This window comes from Amycolatopsis dendrobii (assembly GCF_014145675.1).
Taxonomy (GTDB): Bacteria; Actinomycetota; Actinomycetes; order Mycobacteriales; family Pseudonocardiaceae; genus Amycolatopsis; species Amycolatopsis dendrobii.
Map to the genome: position 1 here is coordinate 147,437 of NZ_JACGZW010000010.1, position 22,782 is coordinate 170,218.

23 protein-coding genes and 1 tRNA gene are annotated in these 22,782 nt (G+C 68.8%); 9 read left to right on the forward strand and 15 right to left on the reverse strand.

Translation table 11 applies throughout. From position 1 onward, the window contains the following. Positions 1–14: 14 nt before the first annotated feature. From H4281_RS28930 to H4281_RS28960, 7 genes are all read right to left on the reverse strand, one after another. On the reverse strand, positions 15–359 hold the full coding sequence (locus H4281_RS28930) for a hypothetical protein (protein ID WP_182894064.1): 345 nt from the start codon (positions 357–359) through the stop codon (positions 15–17). A 13-nt stretch (positions 360–372) separates the two neighbouring features. Continuing rightward, entirely contained in the window at positions 373–2,301 is a 1,929-nt protein-coding gene (locus tag H4281_RS28935) for a hypothetical protein (RefSeq protein ID WP_182894065.1), read from the reverse strand. Positions 2,302–2,651: 350 nt separating this feature from the next. Beyond that, a complete protein-coding gene (locus tag H4281_RS28940) occupies positions 2,652–2,954 on the reverse strand; it encodes a hypothetical protein (RefSeq protein ID WP_182894066.1) in 303 nt (100 codons plus the stop codon). 120 nt (positions 2,955–3,074) lie between these two features. Continuing rightward, complete coding sequence (locus H4281_RS28945; protein ID WP_037370484.1) at positions 3,075–3,392, reverse strand: hypothetical protein; 318 nt, start codon at positions 3,390–3,392, stop codon at positions 3,075–3,077. A gap of 276 nt (positions 3,393–3,668) precedes the next feature. Continuing rightward, the gene (locus tag H4281_RS28950) at positions 3,669–3,935 is read right to left on the reverse strand and encodes a helix-turn-helix domain-containing protein (RefSeq protein WP_182894067.1); all 267 of its coding nucleotides are present in this window, start codon (positions 3,933–3,935) and stop codon (positions 3,669–3,671) included. A gap of 115 nt (positions 3,936–4,050) precedes the next feature. Beyond that, the gene (locus H4281_RS28955; RefSeq protein WP_182894068.1) at positions 4,051–5,022 is read right to left on the reverse strand and encodes a hypothetical protein; all 972 of its coding nucleotides are present in this window, start codon (positions 5,020–5,022) and stop codon (positions 4,051–4,053) included. Positions 5,023–5,463: 441 nt separating this feature from the next. Further along, positions 5,464–6,288 (reverse strand): SAM-dependent methyltransferase, encoded by an 825-nt coding sequence (locus H4281_RS28960; protein ID WP_182894334.1) that lies wholly within the window; start codon positions 6,286–6,288, stop codon positions 5,464–5,466. A gap of 639 nt (positions 6,289–6,927) precedes the next feature. Between H4281_RS28960 and H4281_RS28965 the strand changes: the two genes are divergently transcribed. The 3 genes from H4281_RS28965 (at position 6,928) to H4281_RS28975 (ending at position 11,088) form a co-directional block, all read left to right on the forward strand. Next, a complete protein-coding gene (locus tag H4281_RS28965) occupies positions 6,928–7,965 on the forward strand; it encodes a M48 family metallopeptidase (protein WP_182894069.1) in 1,038 nt (345 codons plus the stop codon). Positions 7,966–8,433: 468 nt separating this feature from the next. Beyond that, positions 8,434–9,951 (forward strand): S1 family peptidase, encoded by a 1,518-nt coding sequence (locus H4281_RS28970; RefSeq protein ID WP_182894070.1) that lies wholly within the window; start codon positions 8,434–8,436, stop codon positions 9,949–9,951. Between the two features lie 135 nt (positions 9,952–10,086). Next, positions 10,087–11,088, forward strand: a complete 1,002-nt coding sequence (locus H4281_RS28975) for an RNA polymerase subunit sigma-70 (RefSeq protein WP_182894071.1) — start codon at positions 10,087–10,089, stop codon at positions 11,086–11,088. 10 nt (positions 11,089–11,098) lie between these two features. Here the strand turns inward: H4281_RS28975 and H4281_RS28980 are convergent, their stop codons facing one another. Further along, on the reverse strand, positions 11,099–11,668 hold the full coding sequence (locus tag H4281_RS28980; RefSeq protein ID WP_182894072.1) for a dihydrofolate reductase family protein: 570 nt from the start codon (positions 11,666–11,668) through the stop codon (positions 11,099–11,101). Positions 11,669–11,808: 140 nt separating this feature from the next. On the opposite strand from H4281_RS28980, the gene H4281_RS28985 reads away from it, so the two are divergent. The 3 genes from H4281_RS28985 to H4281_RS28995 all read left to right on the forward strand — a co-directional run bounded on the left by H4281_RS28985 (position 11,809) and on the right by H4281_RS28995 (position 15,101). Beyond that, positions 11,809–13,170, forward strand: a complete 1,362-nt coding sequence (locus H4281_RS28985; RefSeq protein ID WP_182894073.1) for an amidase — start codon at positions 11,809–11,811, stop codon at positions 13,168–13,170. After that, positions 13,167–14,351, forward strand: coding sequence for an MFS transporter (locus H4281_RS28990; protein WP_182894074.1), 1,185 nt, complete (start codon positions 13,167–13,169; stop codon positions 14,349–14,351). Before H4281_RS28985 ends, H4281_RS28990 begins: the two co-directional genes overlap by 4 nt. 81 nt (positions 14,352–14,432) lie before the next feature. Next, positions 14,433–15,101, forward strand: a complete 669-nt coding sequence (locus H4281_RS28995) for a FadR/GntR family transcriptional regulator (RefSeq protein ID WP_182894075.1) — start codon at positions 14,433–14,435, stop codon at positions 15,099–15,101. Positions 15,102–15,110: 9 nt separating this feature from the next. Here H4281_RS28995 and H4281_RS29000 read toward each other — a convergent pair whose 3' ends face one another. After that, complete coding sequence (locus tag H4281_RS29000) at positions 15,111–15,470, reverse strand: hypothetical protein (RefSeq protein WP_182894076.1); 360 nt, start codon at positions 15,468–15,470, stop codon at positions 15,111–15,113. Next, a complete protein-coding gene (locus H4281_RS46615; protein ID WP_182894077.1) occupies positions 15,463–16,770 on the reverse strand; it encodes a pre-toxin TG domain-containing protein in 1,308 nt (435 codons plus the stop codon). Before H4281_RS46615 ends, H4281_RS29000 begins: the two co-directional genes overlap by 8 nt. 231 nt (positions 16,771–17,001) lie before the next feature. Here H4281_RS46615 and H4281_RS29010 point away from each other — a divergent pair, with 231 nt between their 5' ends. From H4281_RS29010 to H4281_RS29020, 3 genes are all read left to right on the forward strand, one after another. Further along, on the forward strand, positions 17,002–17,373 hold the full coding sequence (locus H4281_RS29010) for a hypothetical protein (protein WP_182894078.1): 372 nt from the start codon (positions 17,002–17,004) through the stop codon (positions 17,371–17,373). Between the two features lie 57 nt (positions 17,374–17,430). Beyond that, a complete protein-coding gene (locus H4281_RS29015; protein WP_237600754.1) occupies positions 17,431–17,679 on the forward strand; it encodes a hypothetical protein in 249 nt (82 codons plus the stop codon). Between the two features lie 297 nt (positions 17,680–17,976). Next, positions 17,977–18,426: a DUF4240 domain-containing protein gene (locus H4281_RS29020; RefSeq protein WP_182894079.1), complete on the forward strand. Its 450-nt coding sequence runs from the start codon at positions 17,977–17,979 to the stop codon at positions 18,424–18,426. 379 nt (positions 18,427–18,805) lie between these two features. Here the strand turns inward: H4281_RS29020 and H4281_RS29025 are convergent, their stop codons facing one another. The 5 genes from H4281_RS29025 to H4281_RS29045 form a co-directional block, all read right to left on the reverse strand. Continuing rightward, entirely contained in the window at positions 18,806–19,426 is a 621-nt protein-coding gene (locus H4281_RS29025; RefSeq protein WP_312872196.1) for an SMI1/KNR4 family protein, read from the reverse strand. Between the two features lie 117 nt (positions 19,427–19,543). Then, complete coding sequence (locus tag H4281_RS29030) at positions 19,544–21,040, reverse strand: hypothetical protein (protein WP_182894081.1); 1,497 nt, start codon at positions 21,038–21,040, stop codon at positions 19,544–19,546. An 800-nt stretch (positions 21,041–21,840) separates the two neighbouring features. Continuing rightward, positions 21,841–22,056, reverse strand: coding sequence for a hypothetical protein (locus tag H4281_RS29035; RefSeq protein WP_182894082.1), 216 nt, complete (start codon positions 22,054–22,056; stop codon positions 21,841–21,843). 287 nt (positions 22,057–22,343) lie between these two features. Further along, positions 22,344–22,520, reverse strand: a complete 177-nt coding sequence (locus H4281_RS29040; RefSeq protein WP_182894083.1) for a hypothetical protein — start codon at positions 22,518–22,520, stop codon at positions 22,344–22,346. Between the two features lie 168 nt (positions 22,521–22,688). Continuing rightward, positions 22,689–22,762: transfer RNA gene (locus tag H4281_RS29045), tRNA-Pro, on the reverse strand. Between the last annotated feature and the right edge of the window lie 20 nt (positions 22,763–22,782).

A 22,782-nucleotide genomic window follows, 5' to 3' on the forward strand; every position in this document is an offset into this window, starting at 1 on the left:
TCGACGGATGGGGATCAGACCAGCGTGCAGCGTGCGTAAGCCTTGAGCTGGAACGGTTTCTCGGTGTGTCCGCTCGCGTATACCTCCCAGCCCGCGCCGTCGTCGGCGGGCCGGTTCGTGTAGACGGCCGGTCCGTAGCTGGAAACCGCGTAGCCGCCCGAGGAGACGTGGTAGCCGGACGGGCAGCGCGCCACCGCGTGGGCGGCTCCGTCGGAACTCGTGGCCGTCGCGGAAGCAGAGCGGTTCAGCGGATTCGACAGCGACGGGTCCGCATTGGCGGTCCCCGCGGCCAGCACCCCGCCGGCGAGGGCTGTCGCGACGGTGATCGAGGTCCGGCGGATCGTGCGCGGTACGGGCATGGCAACCAACTCCTCAGCAATTCATCGAGACGCCCAGCAGCGGGCAGGACGGGCTCTGGGTCGGGGACAACGGCGGCGGTCCGCTCTCGGCGGGCGGTTGCCCGGCCGGCGGGCCGCCGCCGTTCGGTCCGGGCCGCGGTGCGGGCGCGCCGGTGTCGCGATGCCCGGTCGATCCGGCCGGTCCAGTCGGTCCGGCCGGACGCTGCGTGCGGGACCGCGGGGTGCTGTGCCTGGCCGGGCGGCGGGTTTCGGCCCGCGGCGTCGGTTCCTGGGCGGTTTCCTGCGCTGCCACCGCGTCCGACGGAGCGGGCGCCGGGGAAGGGGAAGAAGGCGACAGTGCGGACGAGGAGGTGCTCGGGCGCTGTTCCGGTTGCGCGGGCGCCGGGCTGGCGGCCGCCGGTTCCGCGGGCCGGCTGCCGGGCAGAACGCCCAACGCCCAGCCGACCCCTCCGCCGACGGGAATCGCCAACGCCGCGGCAAGAGCGCCGAAAGCCAGCCGGCGCCGCCGGGCCCGGGCCGGTTCCGGTCCGTCGGTGATCTTGCGGACCAGGCCGGGAAGGCGCAGCCGGGCGAGTCGCCACAGAGCACGGCCGAGTTGCCAGGCGATCGCGGCGATCCCGGCGATCGGCAGCGCCAGCAGCAAGATCTGCACGGCCGCCGAGATCGCGCCCAGCACGGGATGCGGATCGGCCGCGGCGTGCGAAATCAGGCCGGACACCGCCTGGACGTCCGTGCGCACCAGCCCCGGGACCTGCCAGGCGACATAGCCCAGCTCCAGCGCGAGAGCGGGCACGATCAGCAGCACCCACGTCGTGACAGCGGTCTGCGGCCAGCGCTTCAACGCGTCCAGACGCGCGTCGCGCGGGCGGCGCAGGAGGTAATGGGAGAGGATCGGGCCGATGTAGCGGTACAGGTCCGGCACGCCGACGAGGTCCGCCATGAGGTAGTAGCCGTCGAAGCGCAGCGTCGGCAGGAGTTGCTGCACGATCTCCAGGTTCACCGACAGCACCGCCACGAGCAGCGGCGCCCAGCCCGTGCTGAAGTAGGCGGCGGCGAGGGCGAGCGCGAAGATCGCGTTGAAGTACACGCCGCCCAGATCGGTGCGCAGCCGCCCGGCGCGGTTGAGCCGGTACGTGTCGGTGATGTCGGTGTAGAAAGCGGGCCACACCAGGTAAATCCCGGCGCCCATCCCGCCCGGGACGGCACCGGAATAACGGCAGGCGGCGGCGTGCCCGCATTCGTGGAACCCGGTCGACGCGACCGCGAGCCCGAGCACTGTCAGCACGCCGACCGGGTCGGCGAGGGTGCTGCTCATCGCATCGGACACGCTGTGCCCGGCGAGCAGCCACCACTCCGCGACGCCAGCGGCGGCCAGCAGGAGCGCGATCACGACCGGGAAGAACAACCACCCCAGCATCCCGCCGACGACCCACGTGGCCGCCGGGGCGAGCACCTGGACGCGCACCCGCAAGGCCAGGAAAGGGTTGTGCCGGGCCAATTCCGGCACGGTGCCGTCGGCGCAGGTGGTCAGTCCGAGCGGGGCGAGCTTGCGGTCCAGCAGGTACGCGACGTGCTCGGCTTCCAGCCGCAGCCCGGACTCCTCGCTCGCGGCCGCCGCGACCTTCGCCAACGTCGCGGCGTCGTCGCGGTTTTCGGTCTCTTCTTGTTCCTCGGGAACGAAAGCTTCTTGGGCGACCAGCAGCCGGACGATCAGGTACAGCAGCGCGGGCAGCCGGACGAGCTGCCCGTCGGTGCGCGCGACGAGAAGCGGCGGTTCGCGGTACCCGCTGCCGCGGAATTCCCCGACGGGCTCGGTGTCCGGCAGCAACCCGACCGGCCCGGCTTCCCCGATCCTCGCGACCGCCCCGCTTTCGCCGCCCGGCGCGGCAGGCGCGTCGACGTTGTCCGCGGTGGCGGCGGGAAGTCCGGGATGCGGGCACATGCTGGTCCTCTCCGGGGCTGAGTACGGCCGGGCGCGCCCCGGCGGCGGTTTCTTCGACGGGGGCCCTGGCACGCCGCGGGCCGGTGTCGTCCGGAAGGCGGCGGTCTCGTCGGTGGCGGTCGGCGATCGCGGGTGGGGTCCGAGTCGTTCGGCGGTCGTGGATGGCCGCCCGGGCCCGAGTCAATCGGCGGTGCCCCCGCTGTTTGGTGCTGCGGCGGTAGATCCGGACCAGGCCACTGCTCACGGTGTGACCGGAATCCGGCGGTCAGCGCACTTCGGCAGCCGCGGAAAGACACCCGAGCCGCGGCAGAGCCGGATCGCGGCCCCCGGCATCACCGCGTCCGGCCGGATCAGTGGCTCTCGACCGCGGCGGGCATGCAGGTGGTGGTCGTCGACGGCGGCTGGCCGAGTCCCAGCGCGCCGACCACTCCGCCGCTGCCCTCGCTGTGGGTGGTCTGGCAGGCGTAGTAGACGGTTCCGCCGTGTCCGTCGGGCACGGCGTAGCGGCCCGGGCCGGCCGTCGGAGCGGCGGGGCTGCCGGTGACCGCGGAGAGCGCGGTGCGGGCCGGCAGCACCTCCCCGGCCAGCTCGTCCAGCTCCGCGTAACGCGCGTCCGCCGGAGCGGAACCCGCGGTGGGCTTGGCTTGGTGCACGGTAGTCGCCTTCTCTCCGCTGTCGTCTGGGGTTTCCGCCGCACGGGGCAGGGCCGGAAAACGGCAGGCCCCGCCCCGTCGGCGTCCCTGCACCCGCCCGGGCGGGTGCGGTCACCGCGCTCAGTAGCTGGAGACGGCCGCCGGGGTGCAGCTCATCGTCTCGCCGGGGTTGTTGGAGCCCAGCCCGAGCGTCCCGGTCAGGCCGGGAGTGCCCTCGGAGTGCGAGGACTGGCAGGCCGACAGCGCCGTCGCGCCGTGGTTGCCGCCGTCGTAGACGACCGTGTTGCCGCCCGACGCGGCCGCCGAGCTGCTGGAGGCGGAGCCGTTCGCGCCGCCGCCGGCGTTGTTGAACGGAGTGGACACGATGCCCAGCACCGCGCGCTCCGGCAGCACCTCGGCGGCCAGCGCGTCCAGTTCCTCAAACTTCACCGAATCCATGATGCTCCTTTTTCGTTCTCGATCCTTCTTTCGATCAATCCCGGAAAAGAGCTCTCCGTCGCACGAAGACGCTCGGTTGTGTTTTTCCCGGATCCCGCGAATGCGGCGACTCCTTTGTAACATCCTTCGCGCCGGGGAAGCAAACACCAGATTGTCTTGCCAGGTAAGGAAAATCTGGGGGAATGCGGTGGTGTTTTTCAGTGCGCCGGACCAGGTTTCGGGATTCCTGAAAAGGTCTCTAGCGCGGCGTTTCACGATTCATGAAAAACGAGGCCGTCAGCGGGCGCGCCGCGCGGGCGCGGGCACCGGCGTCAGCCGCGGACGGCTCGTTTGCTCGGGAATCAGCAGTTCGTCGACCGGACAGCCCAGCACCGCGCACAGCGCGTCCAGGTCGCCGAGTTTGACGCTGGCCGGTCGCCCGGACCACCACTTGGACATCTTCCCGGCGGACACGGCCAGTCCGTGCGCGGCCAGGCGGGTGCGCAGGTCGGTGGCGGTCCAGATGCCGCGTCGGGCCGCGGCCAGCCGCAAGTTCCACTCCATGGGGACAGGACCTTTCCTCGTCGGTCGGAGGCTCCGCGCCGCTCGGGGAGGACACGGTGAGCCAAGGGGTGCCGCGCACCGCCCGGTCGCGGCGCGCGAGGGGATTCGGTCCTGGTCAGTCAGGGAAAACAGTCGGCAGGTCCGCCATCGATCGCTGGCTCCGCCACCACCGCGCACGCGGCGGTCCGCCGGAAGTACGGGGCACCACGCGTCCGGCGTACACGGCCAACGCGATGACCGCGCCGGCGCCAGCCTGGCTCAACGTGCCGTCGCCGACCGGAGCCAACGGGGTGCACGAGGACGCCGTGGCCGGCGAGGGAAGCTCTTGGGGCGCGTCGGTGGTCCAGTTGGTTGCACCGGACTTGTGCGGGCGGGGTGCCGGTACTGGCGCGGCGACCGCTTTGCCGCAGCGGGCCTCGATGGGCCGATCAGCGCGGGTCGGAGCGACCTTCGGGGGCGGATGGTGGCTCCTGCTGATCGGGGGAGCGGTGACTGATCGCGCGGTGTCCGCGCCGAGAGGCCGATCGGTGGTCGCGAGGGGAACGGGGAGCACCTCGTTGCTGATCGACTGTGCGGCGCCAAGGAGACCAGGCAGTTCGTCGGTCACCCGCCGCGCGGTGCTCGTGAGCGGCGCCGTGATCGATTGCACGGGCGTTCTGCGGGTGGTCACCGCGTGGATCGTCCGGTGGATCGGCTTTGTCTGGGTCACCGTGTCCAACGCCCGCTTGCCAGCACGCACGACGTCCGGCATCGGGCCGGTCGGAGCAGCACTGTCCTTCTTGCTCGCCGGACGCCCTGCGTCGGCCCCCTTGGCAGCCTGGCGAACGCTGGTCGTCAGGTGCTCCGGCGAGGCGGCAGCAGCCAGCCGGCAGAGCCCGCCCGCCCGCGGCACGGATGCCGGACACTGCCCGCCCAGCGGATCGGCCGCCGCGGTGTCTCCGCCGACGAGGGCGCCGATCAGCCAGCTCCCCGCCAGCAGCCCGATCGCGACGAGCAGCCGCACGACCCACCGGTGCTGCGGAGTGCTCTTCGGGACGGAACCAGCAGTAGCCCACGCGGGCCGATGCGGCACAGGAATCAGCCGCACCGGCAGGGCGCCGCGGTGACCGGCGCCGACCTTGGTAATCCCGACACCTGGCCGTGTGTACACCGCGACTCAGGGGTAGGCAACCACCCTCGGATTCGTTAGCGGGCAAGGAATCGGTCACTCGATGCGCTCGACTGTGTCCTCGTAGGACGAACACTTCGGCAGGTCGGCCGCGCACGCCGCCGAGATCAAATCCGGTGGTGCGCAAGGACGAGCGCGCCGACGTGCTTCCCGGGGAATCACCGAGGAGGTCACCCTTGTGAGCGACGTCGAGGACAATCGTCCACTGTGGATAATCGCGCTCCGGTGGCCCAGGCTACAGAATTTCTCGCGCCGAGGACGTGTAGCCCCGAGACGGCCGGGTATCCGGCCAAGGCCGCGTGTGCTCGAGCTGGGAAGGCCGGTGATCACATTCCCGTTGCACCACAACAGCTTCTTCGTTCACGGCTTGCGTGCGACCCCGGCCAGCATCGCTGCCTCGCTCGGATCCGCGAAGTCGACAACTGGTGTGGTGAGTCCGCTTTCCTCGGGATGCCAGGCGGCGGTCCACGTGACGCCCGGGTCCAGCAACTCGAAATCGCCGAACAGCGCGCGGATTTCCGCGTTCGAGCGCAGCACGTGCTTGCTGACATTGGTGTCGTACAACTGGATCACCGTGTGCAGTTGCCGGGCGATGTCCTCTGGCAGCCCTTCGTGGGTGATCTGCGACAGCACCAGATACGAGCCCGAGGGCAGCATCTCCCGGTACCGCGCGATGGCCTCCGGCCCGAGGTCGCGCCCGTCCGGGCCGGGCTGCTGGATGTGCAGGACCGCGGTGACCAGCAGGGCCAGCGGCTGGTCGAGATCGATGACGCCGGTGTCCGCGACGGCCTGCCACAGTTCGTCCGGTTCGCGAAGATCGCCCTGGATCACCGCGTGGCGTCCGGGATCCCCGTGGCGCTCCAGCAGGATGCGGGAATGCGCGACCGCGACGGGTTCGCGGTCGATGTAGACGACGCGGGAATCCGGCGCGACCTCGTCGGCGATCTGGTGCACGTTGCCCATCGTGGGGACGCCGGAACCGATGTCGACGAACTGGCGCACGCCCAGTCGCACGAGGTGCCGCACCGCGCGGTGCAGGAACGCGCGGTTGGCTCGAGCGCAGTACATCCCGGCCGGGAAGGCGGACAGGACCATCTTGCCGAACTCGCGGTCGATCGCCCAGTTGGCCGTGCCGCCGAGATACCAGTCGTAAACCCGCGCCACGCTGGGCCGGTCGAGGTCCACGCCCGGGATGGGCTCTTCAGGTCCGTGCGCCACGCTGCCTCCCCCGCAGTCGTGGCCAATCGTATCCAATCCAGCCGATCCCGCCGGACGGGCAGCGCGCTGCCGGATCTCGCCGGGGTCGAGCGCCGCTGCCCGGACGGTGCGGTCGCGGCCGCCGTTTTCGCCCGGTGGAGAGCGTCGTCAATGGTGAGCGGCAGCGGACTGAACTCGGGGGCGGCCGCCGATGGCGCCAGCGACCGATTTCAGAACGGCGTCGCCCGCGAGGCGGCCGTGCCGATCGCACGACGTCGGCCGCGATCATCGCCGCTCGGCGCGGATGCCGTTCCGCGTGCCCCGGCCGCAACGGCCCGCTGACCGGATGCGGCGCGAACGTCACTCCGGCCGCGGAAACGGCGAGCAATGCCCGGAACTCCCCGCGCGCGAAAACCTCGGCGAATGCATGCTCCGATCGGCCGATCCGCCCACCCCGTGCCGTGGTGCGCGCCGTACTCGCGTAGTGGTCTGGACAACAGGGTTTTCGCTTGCTTGATCCGCCGCGATTCCGTTAATGGGCAACAAAACCGGTGGACCCAGTCCCGCGGAACCGTCCGGTGATCGTCCTTGAGTAGGCTGCTGCCACCGACTTCTATTGGGGGAGAGATGACTGAAGAAATCGAACCTGCGCGCCGGGCCGCCGTGCGTTTTCCGGGAATCAGCCCGAGGGCCTACGAACATCCGGTGGACCGCGGCGCGCTCGCCACTCTGCGCGCGGTGCCCGGATTCGCCCAGGTGATCAAGGCCGTTTCCGGCTTCTACAACGAGCGCGGCGAACGGCTCATGGCGCTGGCGTCGTCAATCCGCGTCGGACCGCGGCAGTATCCGGAACTCGACCGGCTGCGCCACGAATGCGCCGAGACGCTCGATCTTCCCGCCGTGCCGAACCTGTTCGTCTACCAGGATCCGCGGCTGCAAGCGTCCGCGCTCGGCATGGACGAGCCGTTCATCCGGATCAGCACCGCGCTCGTCGACCAGATGAGCCACGAATCGCTGCGCTTCGCCATCGGCCACGAAATGGGGCACGTGCTGTCCGGGCACGCGGTCTACCGCACGATCATGATGCGCCTGATCACCCTCCAGATGTCGATGTCCTGGACCCCGGTCAGCGCGCTCGGCATCCGGGCGATCATCGCGGCGCTGAGCGAGTGGTACCGCAAGGCCGAACTGTCCTGCGACCGCGCGGGTCTGCTCTGCGGCCAGGATCCGACCGCCGCGCTGCGGGCGCAGATCCAGCTCGCCGGCGGCGTCGACCCGTCCCGCATCGACATCCCGTCCTTCCTCGAGCAGGGCGCGGAATACGAATCGGGCGAAGACATCCGCGACAGCCTGCTGAAGCTGAAGTACGTCGAGACGGAAACCCACCCGTTCGCCGTGGTCCGGGCGACGCAACTGCAGAAATGGGCAGCGTCGGAGGAATACCGGGCAATCCTCACCGGCGATTACCCGCGCCGCGACGACGACGCGCCGGCCACGGACTGGAAGGACGACCTGAAGTCCGCGGCGAAGTCGTACAAGGATTCCTGGACGGCCTCGGCCGATCCGCTGACGAAGGTCTTCACCGAGGTCGGGGAGACGGTCGCGGATACCGCGAGCAAGGTGTGGGCCAAGTTCGGCGGAGGTTCGGAGAACGGCGCCGCTTGAGGCCGCCTTCGCGCGGAAATGCGAAACCCGGGAAAAACCGCAGCGAAATAACTGGCAATTCTTGGCTGCCTGGGCGGCGGCGGAGCGGCGCATCTTAACCGGATGCGCGGAGCCGGTGGAATGTGGTGTACGTCACCGCATGCCGCGGTAATGACGGCCCGGTGGGCGCGATGGTATTTGCGGCGCGCTCAGCGGATCGGGTGCGTCGGCAAACGGGGGAGGGGCATGCGGCAAAAGGGGGGACGGGTTCTCGTGCCGCCGTGGATTCATCGTCGTGGACTCGTCGAATTCGACGGGCGCCGGCCGAGGCATTCGCTGTCCCGATGACCGGGACCGCGGAAATGCGGGCGAGCACGGCGGCGGCCCATTCGACGGATATCTCCGGACCACGCCCGCTGAATTCATCGTCAACCCCGTTGAGCCTGCCAGTCAGGACGGCTTGGGCGTACTGAACGAAAGGGTTTCTTCATGGGATTCAACCGGAAAGCCACGCGCTTGGCCGGCTGTGTCGCCGGGGTGACCGCCGCGGGGCTGCTGGCCGCCGCGTCGCCGGCGAGCGCGGTGGCCGGGGGCGCGCCGGTGACGGGGGCGGCGGCGTCCGCGCTGGTCCGGCTCGCGATCGGGGGCGACTCGACCAGCGGCGGCCACGCCTGCACGGGAACGCTGGTTTCCTCGCAATGGGTGTTGACGACCGCGTCGTGCCTGACCGGCAAGACCGGGGCGCACGCCGGAGACGGGCTGGTCGACGGCGCGCCGCCGGCCGTCGCCGTAACCGCCGCGGTGACCGAGACCGGGAAGCCGGCCCGCCAGATCGCCGTGGACCGGGTGGCGCCGCGGACCGACCGCGACGTCGTGCTGCTGCGGCTGGTCGCGCCGGTTCTCGGGGCCGCATTGGGGAATCTCGCTGCCACGCCGCCGCCGTCGAGCGGGCAGGTGACGGTGGCCGGGTTCGGCCGCACGGCGACCGAGTGGATCCCGGACACCCCGCAGTCGGCTTCGCTGAGCATCGCGGCCGGCGCGCCGGACCACGGGCTGGCCCTCGAAGCGACCGGCACGAGCGGCGTGTGCCGCGGTGACGCCGGAGGGCCGGTGTTCACTGCCGACGGCCGGATCACCGGCGTGGTCACCGGTTCGTATCAGCGCAACTGCCTCGGCGAGACCGCCACCAACCCCGCGGTGAGCGCCGCCCGGGTGGACGACCTCGGCGATTGGGTCACGGCGCACACCGTCGCGGGACACCACGGCCTGTACCGGATCGACGCCAACGGCGCCGTTCTGGGCTACTCCGGCACCGGCAGCGCCTGGACGACGCTGGGCACCGGGTTCGATCGGGTCTACGCAGGCGAAAGCGCGCTGGTCGCGACTCGCGCCGACACCCACGACGTCTACCGCTACACCGGGACCCCCGGCCAGTGGACGAAGATCGGCGGCCCCGGCGACGGGTTCGTGGTCAACGCCGACGGCGTCTACGGCTACAACGGCGGCGGCGTCCTGCGCTGGACCGGCACCGGCACCGGCTGGGAAACGGTCGGACCCGCCGGGACCAGGTTCTACGCCGCGGGCCACCTGCTCGCCCGGACCGTGCCCGGCACCGGCGACCTCTACCTGATGACCGCACCCGGGACCTGGGTCAAGATCGGCTCCTCCGGCGACGGTTTCGCGATCAACGACGACGGCATCTACGGGGCCAACGGCGGCGGTGTCTACCACTGGACCGGCACCGGCAGCGCTTGGGCGAGCGTCGGCAAGGCGCAGAGCGCGCTGTACGCGGGCGCGCACACACTGCTCGGCATCGAACCGTCCACCAAGGACGTCAACCTGCTGACCGCCAACGGCTGGTCCCGGATCGGCGGTTCGGGCGACTCGTTCGCGGCCAACGCCGACGGCGTCTACGGGGTCAACGGCGGCGGCATCTACCGCTGGAGCGCCCAGTCCGGCGGCTGGGCGGGGATCGGCCCGGCCACCAAGGCTCTCGCCACCGACTGATCCCGCGCATCGGCTGTGCAGGGCCCCTTGCGGGAAGCCAAGTCCCTCAAGGGGCCCTTCACGGACCGATCAGAAATCCTCCGCCGGTCGTCAATTCCGGCAGCACCCCCGCCGCCGATGGGAGGATCGACGACCATGACCGACGCTGGACCGCCGGACGCCGACGAAGCCGCGTTCGCCGAGGCAGTCCGGGCAGGGGACCCGGCGCAGTTCGCGCTCGTCACCGAGCGCCATCGGCGTGAGCTGCAGGTCCACTGCTACCGAATGCTCGCGAACTACGAAGACGCCCAGGATCTGACGCAGGAGACGTTCCTGCGCGCGTGGCGCAAACGGGAGTCGTTCAAAGGCCACGCCGCGCCGCGAACCTGGCTCTACCGCATCGCGACCAACGCCTGCCTCGACTTCCTGGACAAGCGCAACGACCGCACCCCCGTGCCGTCCGAGCTTCCCGCCGCTGAGCTGCCGTATCTGCAGCCCTACCCCGATCGGATGCTCCCCGAGGACCCGCAGGAATCGGCGGTCGCGAGGGAGACGATCGAACTGGCGTTCATTGTCGCCGTCCAGCACCTGCCGCCGCGGCAACGAGCAGTGCTCGTCCTGCGCGACGTCCTCGGCTGGCCGGCGGCAAAGGCCGCTGACGCCCTTGAGCTGACCGTCGCCTCGGTGACCAGCGCGCTGCAACGGGCACGCGTGACGATGCGCGAACAGCTGCCCGACCGCCGCCTCGACTGGCGCAGCCCCGCCACCCACGAACTGTCGCAAGTCGAGCGTGACGTGGTGAAGTCGTACATCGACGCCCACGAACGCAACGACCTCGACCGGCTGACGTCCCTCCTCCGCGACGACCTGCGCTTCGCGATGCTGCCCGACCCCGGCACCGTGATCACGACGGCCAAGGACTCGGTCGACGGCTGGGTCTCCGGCGGCCTCTTCCAACCCGGCTGCGACGACTGGCGCTGCATCGCCACGACGGTCAACCGCATGCCCGCCGCCGCGCTCTACCTCCGCACTCCCGGGGACCCGGCGTACCGGCTGCTGAACCTCGCAGTCCTGCACATCGCCGGCGGGAAGATCGCCGAGCTCACCGGGTTCGAGGTCGCCGGCAAACCATGGCTGGGGCTGCCCGCGGCACTGTGAACCGCCGTGCTCACCGCCTGGTCTCGTATCGGGCCAGCACCACGCCGCCGGGAAACGTCCGGGTCTCCACCAGATTCAGGTTCACCCAGCTGTCCAGCGCGCTGAAGAACGGCGTACCCCCGCCCACCAGGACCGGATGGGTGACCACCGCGTACTCGTCGACCAACCCGGCCCGCACGGCCGCCCCGGCGAGCGTCGCGCCGCCGATGCTCAGCGGCCCGCCGTCCTCGTCCTTGAACCGGGCGATCTCGGCGACCGCGTCACCGGCGTACAGCCGGGTGTTCCAGCCGACCTTGTCGATCGTCGACGAGAACACCACCTTCGGGGTATCCCGCCAGTTCCGCGCGAACTCGACCTCCGCAGGCGTGGCGCCCGGCTGCTGGTCGCCGGTCGGCCAGTAGGAACTCATCGCTTCCCACAGCTTGCGCCCGTAGAGCGACATGCTGTTCGCGAGCTCCTGATCGAGCCACCACCGGAACAGCTCCTCGCTCGGCGGCCCGCTCCAGCCGATGTCGTCCCTGGCCGCGGCGATGCGGCCGTCGAGCGTCAGGTTCATGCCGTAGATCAGTTTCCGGGTCATGCCAGCCTCCTGTGCGTCGATCGCACTCGTACAGACGGGCGAGCCCCGAGAACTTAATCGGTCGCGCCACAGAAGTAAGGATTGCCTAACTTCGAGCGCTCGGCTACCGTGCAAGTCCTCAGATGACATGAGGAGTTGAGATGACGGATCTGACGCTGGCCGAGCTGGCGGCAGCGGTGCGGGCCCGCGACGTTTCCCCGGTGGAGCTCGCCGAGGAGTACCTGGGCCGGATCGATCGCGACAACGAAAAAGTGGGCGCCTACCTCGCGGTGGACCGCGAAGGGGCGCTCGCGGCCGCACGCGAGGCCGAGGCGCTGGTCTTGTCCGGCACGCGCGATCTGCCCGCGCTGTGCGGGGTGCCGGTCTCGGTGAAGGACACGTGGCCGGTGAAGGGGCTGCGCTACACCGCGGGTTCGAAGGTCTTCGCGGATCGGGTGGCCGAGGTGGACGCGGCGGTCGTGACGCAGTTGCGCCAGGCGGGCATGGTGGTGCTGGGCAAGACCAACGCGGCCGAGTTCGGGTGCTCTTCCTGCACCGAGACAGTGTTCGGCGCGGCCCGCAATCCGCACGACCTCGCGCGCACCGCGGGCGGGTCCAGCGGCGGGGCCGCCGCTTCGGTCGCGGCGGGACTGGCCCCCGCGGCGCACGGCAGCGACGGCGGCGGCTCGGTGCGGATCCCCGCCGCGTGCTGCGGACTGGTGGGGATCAAACCGACCAGGGGCCGGGTGAGTCCCGCTCCCGGCCCGGACTCGGCCGGGCTGGCCACCGCGGGTCCGATCGCCCGCACGGTCGCTGACGCGGCACTGCTGCTGGACGCCATGAGCGCCGCGCGCCCCGGCGACACTCACCAGTTGCCTCCGGTGCCCGACGGACACTTCGCGAACAGCGCCGAGCGCGACCCCGGCCGGCTGCGGATCGGCGTGCTTCGCGGACCGGCGAGCGACGACCCGTGGTGCCGGCGGGCGTGCGAAGACACCGCCGCGCTGCTCGCGGATCTGGGGCACGACGTGGCGGACGCCGCACCGACCGGTCCGGACGACTACCGCGAGGAGTTCGCCGTCGTGTGGTCGCTGCTCGCCGCCTCGGTGCCGGTTCCCGCCGAGCGGGAGCAGGACCTGCTGCCGCTGACCCGCTGGCTGCGGGAAAAAGCCCGTGGCTATGACGCCGTGACCTTCATGTCCGCGCTGGTGTCGATGCAGGCCGCCGCCCGGCGGATCGCCACCCGCTACGACCGGTTCGACGTGGTCCTCAGCTCCGCCACGGCCGCCCTGCCACCGCTGGTGGGCGGCCTTGCCGACGCGGATCCCGAGCGGACCTTCGAGAACATGCTGGAGTTTCATCCGCTCACCCCGCTGGCGAACATCACCGGCCAGCCGTCGCTGACCGTCCCGGCGCTCCGGACACCCGGCGGGCTGCCCGCGGGCGTGCTGCTCACCGGACGCTACGGCGCTGAGACGACGCTCATTTCCGTTGCGGCACAACTGGAGCGGGCGCAGCGATGAGAAAAGCTCAACTGGGATTCCTGACCGGGACCCATGTCGTCAACGATCTGTACCAGGGCGCGGTGCCCGCGTTGCTGCCGTTCATGATGAGCGAGCGGCACTACAGTTACGCGGCGGTGTCCGGAATCGCCTTGGCCGCAACGGGTTTGTCCAGTGTCGTACAGCCGGTGTTCGGCATGATCGTCGACCGGTCCCACCGCAACTGGCTGGCACCCATGGGTTTCCTCGTGGCCGCCGCCGGCCTTGCCGCCGCGGGCTTCGCGGACAGCTACCTTCTCACGTGGATCTGCGTTGCCGTAGCGGGAATCGGCGTCGCCGCCTACCATCCGCCCGCCACCAATCAAGCCCGCGCGGCCGGTGGCAGGTCGCAGCAGGCGATGAGCCTGTTCTCGGTGGGCGGCACCTTGGGCAGTTCGCTCGCCCCCGCGCTCGTCACCGCGGTAGTCGGCTCGCTCGGCCTTTCCGGGACCTACCTGCTGGCAGTCCCTGCCTTGGTCATGGCGTTGCTGTGGTTGCTTAACCGCCGCAATGCCCCTGTTTTGGTCAGCAGCGGAAGCGCGGCCACCGAGCACACCGCAGACGTTCCGGACGACTGGCGAGCCTTCGGCAGACTTGTCGCGGCGACTGTCGGCTGGTCGATCCCTTACGTGACAGTGAGTTCGATGCTTTCGCTGTACGCGATTCGCGAACTGCACGCCTCGACCGCGGCTGCCGCGGTCACCCTGACCTCGTTCACGCTCGCCGGCGCCGCGGGCACCTTGCTCGGCGGCTGGCTGGGCGACCGGATGGGCCGCCTGATGCCGATCAGAACCGGCTACCTGCTGGGCATTCCGGCGCTGGCGGGCATCGTGCTCAGCCCGGGCCGGCTCGTCCTGGAACTCAGCGCCGTGCTGTTCGGCCTGGCCATGTTCCTGCCGTTCGCCAACCAGGTGACGCTCGCTCAGGACTACCTGCCCACTCGTCCCGGCACCGCCAGCGGGCTGACCCTCGGCCTGGCGATGTCGGTCGGCGGGCTGAGTTCGCCGCTGTTCGGCTGGCTGGCCGACGCCGAGGGCCTGCGGTTCACGCTCGGCGCGGTGCTCGTGGTCTACGGCGTCGCCGTGCTGTTCGGCACCCGCTTGCGCGACCGCGTCCTGCCTGTTCAGCCATGCGAAAAGTCTTCTGAGGAGCTGGTGACCTGATATGTTGCCCGGGTGATCGGCGGATCACCCGGGCCTCGCCGCGCGACGGGCCGGATTGCCCGGCAGGGAGAGGAACACGACATGACGGTCCGGGCAGTACACCGAACGTCACTGGTCGACGCGGCGACGACGGAACTGCGCCGGCTGATCGGCGAGGGCGAGTGGCCGGTCGGGGCCAAGCTGCCCAACGAGATCGAACTGAGCCGCCTGCTCGGGGTCGGACGGTCCACCGCGAGAGAGGCCGTCCGCGCCCTGATCTCCGCAGGCCAGCTGTACTCGCAGCAAGGCTCGGGCACCTACGTCGCCTCCGCGACCCCACTGTCCGATTTGGACCGCAGGCTGCGCAGGGCCGAGGTGATCGACGTATACGAGGTCCGCGTCGCACTGGAGGTCGAGGCGGGCGGCCTGGCCGCGACCCGCCGCACCGCCGCCGACCTCAAGGCGCTCCGCACAGCACTGGCCGCCCGCGACCGCGCCGGCTCGCTGCCCGAACTGCTGGACGCCGACATCGCCCTCCACCGCGCGGTCGTCGCCGCGGCACACAATCCGGTGCTGCTCGACGTATTCGACTCTTTCCTCGACGCCATGCGCGCCGTGGCCACCAGCGTCACCACCCTGGACACCGAAGGGGACCCGAACCACGCGCACCACGACCTGGTAGCCGCCATCGAAGCCGGCGATCCGGACGCCGCCGTACAGGCGACGCGCCGCAACGTCGAACACACCCTGGCCCGGCTCCGCCGGAGTTAGCGCCGAGGTTCACCGCGCCCGGCGGTCCCCTTCCGGCGTGTTGGCGAGCCAGTACAGGCCCAGCCGGGGTCGCCAGCCGACTGCTTGGCAGTCGCGGACGACGCGGTCCACGGTGTCTTCGACGGCGGCGGGGGGCCATGGTTCGAATCCGGTGTTGCCGATCTCGCCCACGACCATCAGTTCTTCGCGGAGCAGGCAGTCGAGCACGGAGGCGAAGAATCCGGTGAAGCGGTCGCTGTCTTCGGGAACCACCTGTGCGGCGTTGGTGATCAGCCAATCCAGCGGAACCCAGTCGTCGAGACCGTCCGCGATGGTCTCGGCGACGACCCGCTCGACATCGTTCGGCGCTGGCGAACCTGACTCATCCATCAACGTGCACCTTGAGCTTTTCTTTGAGCGGCGTGTCGAAGTCGATGGTTTCGCCGCCTGATCTGGACATGTTCCGCCACTGAATAGTGACGCCTTCGCCGAGGTCGTACACGTCGGGGATCTTGTCTCCGCGTGAGGGGAGCCTCCGTGCGCCCGCGGTCCAATGGTCGAACAGCGTCCGCAGCTCGGTGGCGTTCGACACGATTTTCACGCCGCTGTTCTTGCCCTGGGGCAGTGCGTCGAACGAAACGCGCCAGTTTTTGGCCCCGTTCTTCGCCGCGAGCTCGATCGCGCGGGAAACCTTCGCCGCTCGTTCGACGGCGAGGAGCTTCTTGAGGGCGCCGCCGCCGACCGGGACCGCGGCCATGCCGTAGAGGGCGCGTTCGAAACCGTCGAGTTCCTGCTGGGTGAACGCGTCCTTCCCGACGATCGCCTCGACCGCGCTCTTGACGCTGCCGATCCCGGGAAGGAAGTCCGTCACGGCCGACAGGACCGCCTTGACGTCCGGATTGAGCGAGCCCGAATGGGTCGGGTGGCCGAAGGCCTCGTCGAAATCGAAGGTGATGCCCTTCAGCGACAACCCGCCCACCGGCATCCACGGGGTGGCCGTGAACTTGTCCAGGGTCCGGTTGGCCTCGGCGAGGATCGTGTTCGCCGCGGTCAGATCGCGTTTGGCCCCGGCGAAATCCCGGTCGGCCTGCGCCATGGCGACGCGGATCCGGGCGGCGCTGTCGTCCAGCTGGGCCGCCGCCTGCGCGATGCCGGCCGCGGTGGCCGCCAGCCCGCGGTTGTTGGCTTCCAGCGCGGCGACGTCGATGTGGATGTCCAGATCCGGGAGCGCGTTGAACTGCGCTATGGCCGACTTGGCGATCGCAGCCAGTTCGGGCAGAGACTTCACCACGACCGACGTCGCGACGACGGTGTCGCGCAAGGGCTGCAGCGAGTCCTCGCGGAACCGGTCGAGCGCCTGGTTCGCCCGGGAGACGTCTCCGGCGTCGATCGCTTCCCCGACCTCGTCCAAGGTCCGGGCGGCTTCCTTGAGCGCGTGACCGGCGACCTCTGCGATGCCCTGGCGCACGTGCCCGAACACCAGAGCGCCGAGCTGGGTGCGGGCGACCGCCTTGCCCGCCACGAGCGCCGCTTTGGCCCGATCGGCGGCCTTGCACGCCGCCAGCTCCGGATGCCGGTCGCAGAGAATGGACGCCTGTGCGGGAGAGACTATTGCCATGAGCATCGCGACGATCGCGACGACAAGACCGGCGACGCCCCCACGGCGTGCGGCCTGAATACGGGAGCGCACCCGTGTCCTCCTTGATTCTTGATCAGCGGAAAGGAGCGTAAGACACCTCCGCGAGCTCCGGTGACCGGCAGGACGATTTGTGTCGGTGCGCACAAAGGGGTAACGAAAAACGACGCCGGTGGACGTCGTGAACTAATGGCGAAAATTCCCCGGGACGCTATCCTCATGCCTGAGCCTGCTCTCCCCACCAGAGCAGCCGTGTCCAGGACCAGGCCGGGAGTAGTACTGACAGTGGCGGGCTTTTCGGACTTCGACAGCCACGGTGACCTCTACTACGGAGGCGGAGCGGCCCGGTTTTCCTTCGGCCTGCTGGTGGTTTCTTCCCCGGACAGCGTCGACGACCACGCGGGCTGGGATCCAGCTCGCGAGAATGTGCATGCCGGCAAGGATTCGTTGCACGTGTCCGTTCGTCAGTCGGCCAGCGGACCGGTTGCTGTCGCGTGCGTCGAAGAGCCCGCCATTCCGCAGGGGCTCGAACTGTTGCACCGCGGCGTGATCCGTCTGGAATTGCCCGTGGAACGCGACTTGAACACGGTGTCCGTCTACGGCGACGATCCCGCGGAACCAGCTGAAGTCGTCGTAGTGCTCGGTGTTAAGAAATAAGCGGTATGCCATCAACGATAAATCGGCAGCCTGGAAAGACTGTCGACGGGAGTGAATGTGACGAATATCGAGCAGCTTATGGAGAAGCTGGGCCGCTCAGGCATCACCGCAATCCTCAAAGTGGACGACGAGAGGATGGCGGAGGGTGGTAAGCCGTGGACGTTGGTGATGTCGGGCCCGGGGCTCGACGGGCAGGGATTCATCCGTGCCGAGGCAGCCAGTCTCGACGGCTGCCTGAAGCAAGGGCTCACGCAACTGCGTGCCAGCTCTGGTGGTTTTGAATGGCTGGACGAGATCCAGTATTGATCGAATTCAGGGGTTCCCGGAGGCGGCAGTCGCATGCAGATCCTCAGGCGGAAGGAATGTCATGGACGAGCGGGCATTCGGCGAGGCGGGTGTCTGCCAGTGACCTGGTCTGGAGCCCCGGGTCTCTGCCCCGACTTCCCGACCCGGTCGGACTGGCCGTTGCCGAGGAACCCGTTGGCGCGCGCGGCTTTCCCGCCGGAAGGGCCGTGCGCGAGCCGAAGCCGCATCGATCGAAGAACTGGGCGGTATCGGTTGTCTCGGCGACACCATCGACTCACCCGGAAGGAACAGGCCCTGATGAACGACCACGAGTTCTGGGCACTCGTCTCCTTGGTGCGGCGGGACCCTCCGGCGACGGATCAGGCCGCTTTCGCTCCCCTGGAAGCGGAACTCGGCAGGCGCGGGGAAGCGGAGATCAAGCAGTTCGAGGACATCCTCGCCCAGCGTCTCTACGACCTGGACCGGTCAGAGCTTGCCGCGGTGCCGTCCGCCGCCACCGGTTTGCCTCTCTCCAGCGATTCCTTCCTGTACTACCGGGGAGCGGTGGTGCTGGCGGGGGAGCAGGCCTACCGGTCCGTTCTCGAAGACCCGGAGAAATTCCGTTCGTACACCGGGGTCGGCGGGCCTGAGGCGGAATTCCTGCTCTACGTCGCGCAACACGCCTACGAGAGTTCGACAGGAAAAGAATGGGAGCACGTCAGCCCTGTCGACTACGAGACGGGTTCGAACCCGGCGGGCTGGAGCTGACGGGGTTCAGCGAAACTCGGGGTTCCCTCCGTTCGGTGTCCTCGGGCTCGGCTGGCTCCAGCGGTACCGATCCGGCCGCGCTTCGAGCCCTCGACGCCGGATGGTGCGACCGGGTCGGCGAGCCGGATATGGAAAAGCACACGGCGTCGGCAGCAACCGCCGCGCGTATGGGCCTCTTGTTCTCTGTTTCGGGTGACATGGCCCCTTGCTGCTCAACGCGGGCCGGGCCAGTGCAGCTTCTGCCCGAACTCATTCACCGGACCATTGCCGCCGCCGCAAACTGGAACGTCAGGCGCATCTGCGCGGTGCTGCGGCACTCGGCGGCTCGTCCGGCCCGCGGACAAGTCCCGCGGCAGGGCGAGTTCTGTGTTCCGTCGCGCTAGTTCGCGGCCATGCCCCAGTTCAGTGCCCCGTCGTTGTCGATGACGACGCGGCTTTCGGGTCGGTCGGGCACGCGTCCGGCTGCGTGGTCGTCGAGGCGTTCGGCGACGTAGGCGAGCATGGCTGTGACGTCGTCCCATTCGACAGCGTAGGCCCCTTCGCTGGCGTACCAGGTCATGACGCAGCCGTGGTCCTGGCCGGGGCGGAGGTCGACGCAAAGCAGGCCGCCGTCGATGGAGCGGCAGACCGGGACGAGGGCGGTGCAGTAAGGGAATGCGGGCTCGCCTGCTGGTTTGCGATGTTCGCCGTACGCGGTGCAGCAGCCGGGGTCTGGGTACTCCGCATTGCCCGCGTATTCCTCTCGGGCGCGTGTCACCGAGAGCGGCATGAAATGGGTCGGTATCAGCGACCCGGCACGATAGTCGCGCCGGTCGTCGACACCGTCCGTGACGCTCCACCACGTCAGCAGGTCGGCGGGCAGGCGGCGGCCCACAATGCGTTCAAGCTCCCGGATGTTGTCGGCCGGGCCTGCGGGGTGGATCGCGTGCGCGGTGGCTGGTGCATGTTCTCGCAGCACCGCGGTGATCCGCTGCCACGCTTGTGTCACCGGTTCGGTCACTCGGGCCAGCCTCCTGCGTGCGCCAGGCATCTGGTTGATGGGCGAAAGGCGGGTGCGTCCGGTGTGTTCGCCGGGCGCACCCGCAGGCTATCCGGTCCTCAGGACCGCTCAGCCGCTCTACGGAGTAATCGGGATGAAGAAACGTTCCTGGTCGTGCGGGTCCAGGGCGTCGTGGCGCTCGGGAACCAGCAGTTCCACGTCCAGGATCCGATGCGTCTGATACCAGGAGTACAGTCGTCTGCCAGCTTCGGTGTTGTGGTCGTGGTTGACCCATCGGACCGCGAAGTCGTTCGTGTGCTTGCCCGGGTCCAGCCAGTCCCCGGCCCCTTCGTAGGTGGAGGCGTAGGCGTATTCGTCGCAGTCGACTGGTGACGGTTCGTCGGGCAGCGGTGCTGGCATCCCCGCGGCCTTGCAGGCGGCTTCCGAAGTGTCTCGGTTGCGGTCGAGCACGATGTCATGGCCCTTGGCGCGAGCCACGCGGTGCAGGGAGTCGGCATGGGCGGGGGAGCCGCCGAGTAGTTTCTTGTCCGCCTTCGCGGGCCAGGTGGCGCCGGGGTTGGCGCGGGACTCCTCGACGAACTTGGCGTGCCGCCCGACCTTGGGGTCGCTCTTGGAGAACGCGAGTCCGGGCACGGCGCGGTCGAAGATGCTGCCCTGTTTGTCCCACAGGTAATCCGCGCTGTCGAAGCGCACGCCCCCTTCGAAACTCTTGGCGAAGTTGAGGGTGATGTCGGCGTCGGGCGCGAACTCGTATTCGGTGTGGAACACCCCTTGAGCCAGTTGCTCGCCGTACTGCGGGCTCGCGGGATAGCCCTCCGACTGCAGGGTGAACCAGGTCTGCGGGTTGGCCTTCCATGCTGAGAGGAGGTCCTCTCTGCTGTCGCGGCCGGCCTGCGGATGGCACGCGTCGCCGTTGCCGAGGTCGCCGTTCTTGATGCGGTACTCGCCGGCGCATTTGAAGGTCGCCTTCATGCGCGCGGTGGGCTTGTCGAACGTGCCGTTGGTGATGATCGGCTCGGACAGCAGCTGGAAGTCAGCGAAGCGCCGCTCGGGCTTCGCGGGGTCGCCGCCGATCTTGCCGTAGCCGATGAGCGTGTTGAACACCGCCAGGTAGCCGATCGGCCGGCACCTGAGGATCGAGCATTTCAGGTCCACCGCCCAGTTCATCTTGAGCTGGCAGTAGGAGAACCGGTTCTTGATCCACCCCGCGTCGTGGAACACCGAGGTGTTGCCCCAGCACTCAGCCGGGGTCTGGACGTACTGGTAGGGCTCGACGGGTTTGGCGCCCCGGTCGAACGCTGCGCTGTCGACGACGTAGGGCGGGTCGTCGACAGCTTGCAACGGAGGGGGAGACAGCACGGTCTTCCCGCCCTCGGATCTGGACACTGGTTTAATCCCCAGCGCGTCCAGAGATCCGTCCCGCTGCAGTGCTGTCACTATCTTCTCGGGGTGCTTCGCCAGCTCCGGATCAGAAACGACATACCCCACCAGCCTGCGCGTCTCGGCCCGTGGTTCCACGGCCTGTGCGGGCAGCGAACTCGCGATCATGCACAACGACGCGAGCACGGCCAGCGCCCCGCCCGCCTTCCACCGGCCCGATCTTCTTCGTGACATCGAGCGAACACCTCTCTTCTGAAGAGTCGATCGAATACCGCAATTTCCGTTTCGAAACCTGCTGTGGAACCGGATTTCGCAATGGACCGCAGCGATGCTGGGGTCGTTCGCTATTGCGCAACGGTGCACCGGCTGTCGCGCCAATTCAGGGCGCTACTGGTTCATTGCTTCACGGATGAGATTTGAGTATCTGCAGTCATGCGAAAAAATCAAATCTCGTCGGATAATTCAGCATCCTGCGTCATGGGATGCGCGGTAGGAAAGCATCGATCATGGTTTCATTTCTCGGTCTGGCGCGTGGCGGGCTTGTATCGCGACCGCCTTTTATCAACGGTTTCTCCATGTTCTTGCGGCCCGCGCGCCGAAAAACGCATATACCCCCTGTCGTCAACCGAGCCCCTGTTGCGCGTCTTTGGTGCCTGCTGTGAGTAAGTGCGATGCGCCAGTGTCGGACCTATTCGGTGAATGTGCTCTGTCGGCCGACTTCTTGACTGTCGACAGGGTGAAGGTAGCACCGGGAAGGCGTCGACAATACGACCGAACGGACGCTTCTTGTAAACCTTTCCCCGGTGCGTTTTTCGTACCCGGGCAGGGAAGGAGGTTGAACTCTAAAAAAGGGAATCTGTCTTCTGCGGTGTGCCTTGGGTATCGGCGCTCGTTGTCAAGACGCTCGTTCACGCCAGTAGATCCAGCCCTATCTGGCCGAGATGACAGGATTGCGCCCTGTTGTCCCGCTTCCCCGACGGAATGGGCGCCGATTTGTCAGGACAGTATTGCTGGCGCGGCCCGTTCGTCGAGCCTTACTCCGCTCCGACTGCCGCGAGTGGATGCGGTTCTCCGGTCAGCCCTGGCAGAGCGGCAGCGATTTCTTCGAGCTTCGCCGCGACGTAGGTGTGCGTGTTGCCTGCCCGGCTGACGACGGGAACGTGCCCTGCGTGCCCGGCTGCGACGGCGAACCCGAAGTTGCGCTCGGCCCAGGTCAGCGTGGTGTATCTGAGCCAGTGGGGGGGTGACACTGAGGTTCTTGACCTGCGGGAGCTGTTCTCCGATTCGGTACCACAGGTACTTCGTCGCGGCGGCTGTGGAAGTCGCGGCCTTGGCAGTTCCGGAGCACCTCCTTGATGCATGCCACCGGGGTGATAGGAATCGGCTGGTCCGGGATGTGCGGCGGTTTCATGCGGGTCATCGGATGGTGCTCGATCGCCTCCTCAGCTATCAGCCAGTGGAACCACGCGCTCAACGCACGGCGATTGTTGTTCGCATTGCCAGGACTGGTTGTTGCGATGCGGTAGGCGACCCACCGTTAGCCGTGGTTCGGTTCGTAGTCTTCGGGCTCGGGCGGAACGGAAGCGAGCCACGCCTCGGGGTCGTCTGCTTCGGGCGGTGCGATCGGGTCGGCGAGCCAGATGCGGAAGAAGCGCACGGTGTCGCAGTAGCCGCGGATCGTGCGGGGACTCTTGGTCTCGGCCTCGAGTGACATAGCCCACTCGTCGATCAACGCCCGCCAGGACGCGGGAGCGAGGATTAGGGCTCGGGCGCGCAGGTGAAATCCTCAAACAGAAGAGCCGCCAACCACCGCACAAGCACCCGCCCCGCGCCTCACTGCACGAAAAAGGGGCTGAACCCGCAGGTCCAGCCCCCATCAGGGTCGGGATGACAGGATTTGAACCTGCGACCCTCCGCTCCCAAAGCGGATGCGCTACCAAGCTGCGCCACATCCCGGCACCCCCGAAGCCCTGGCT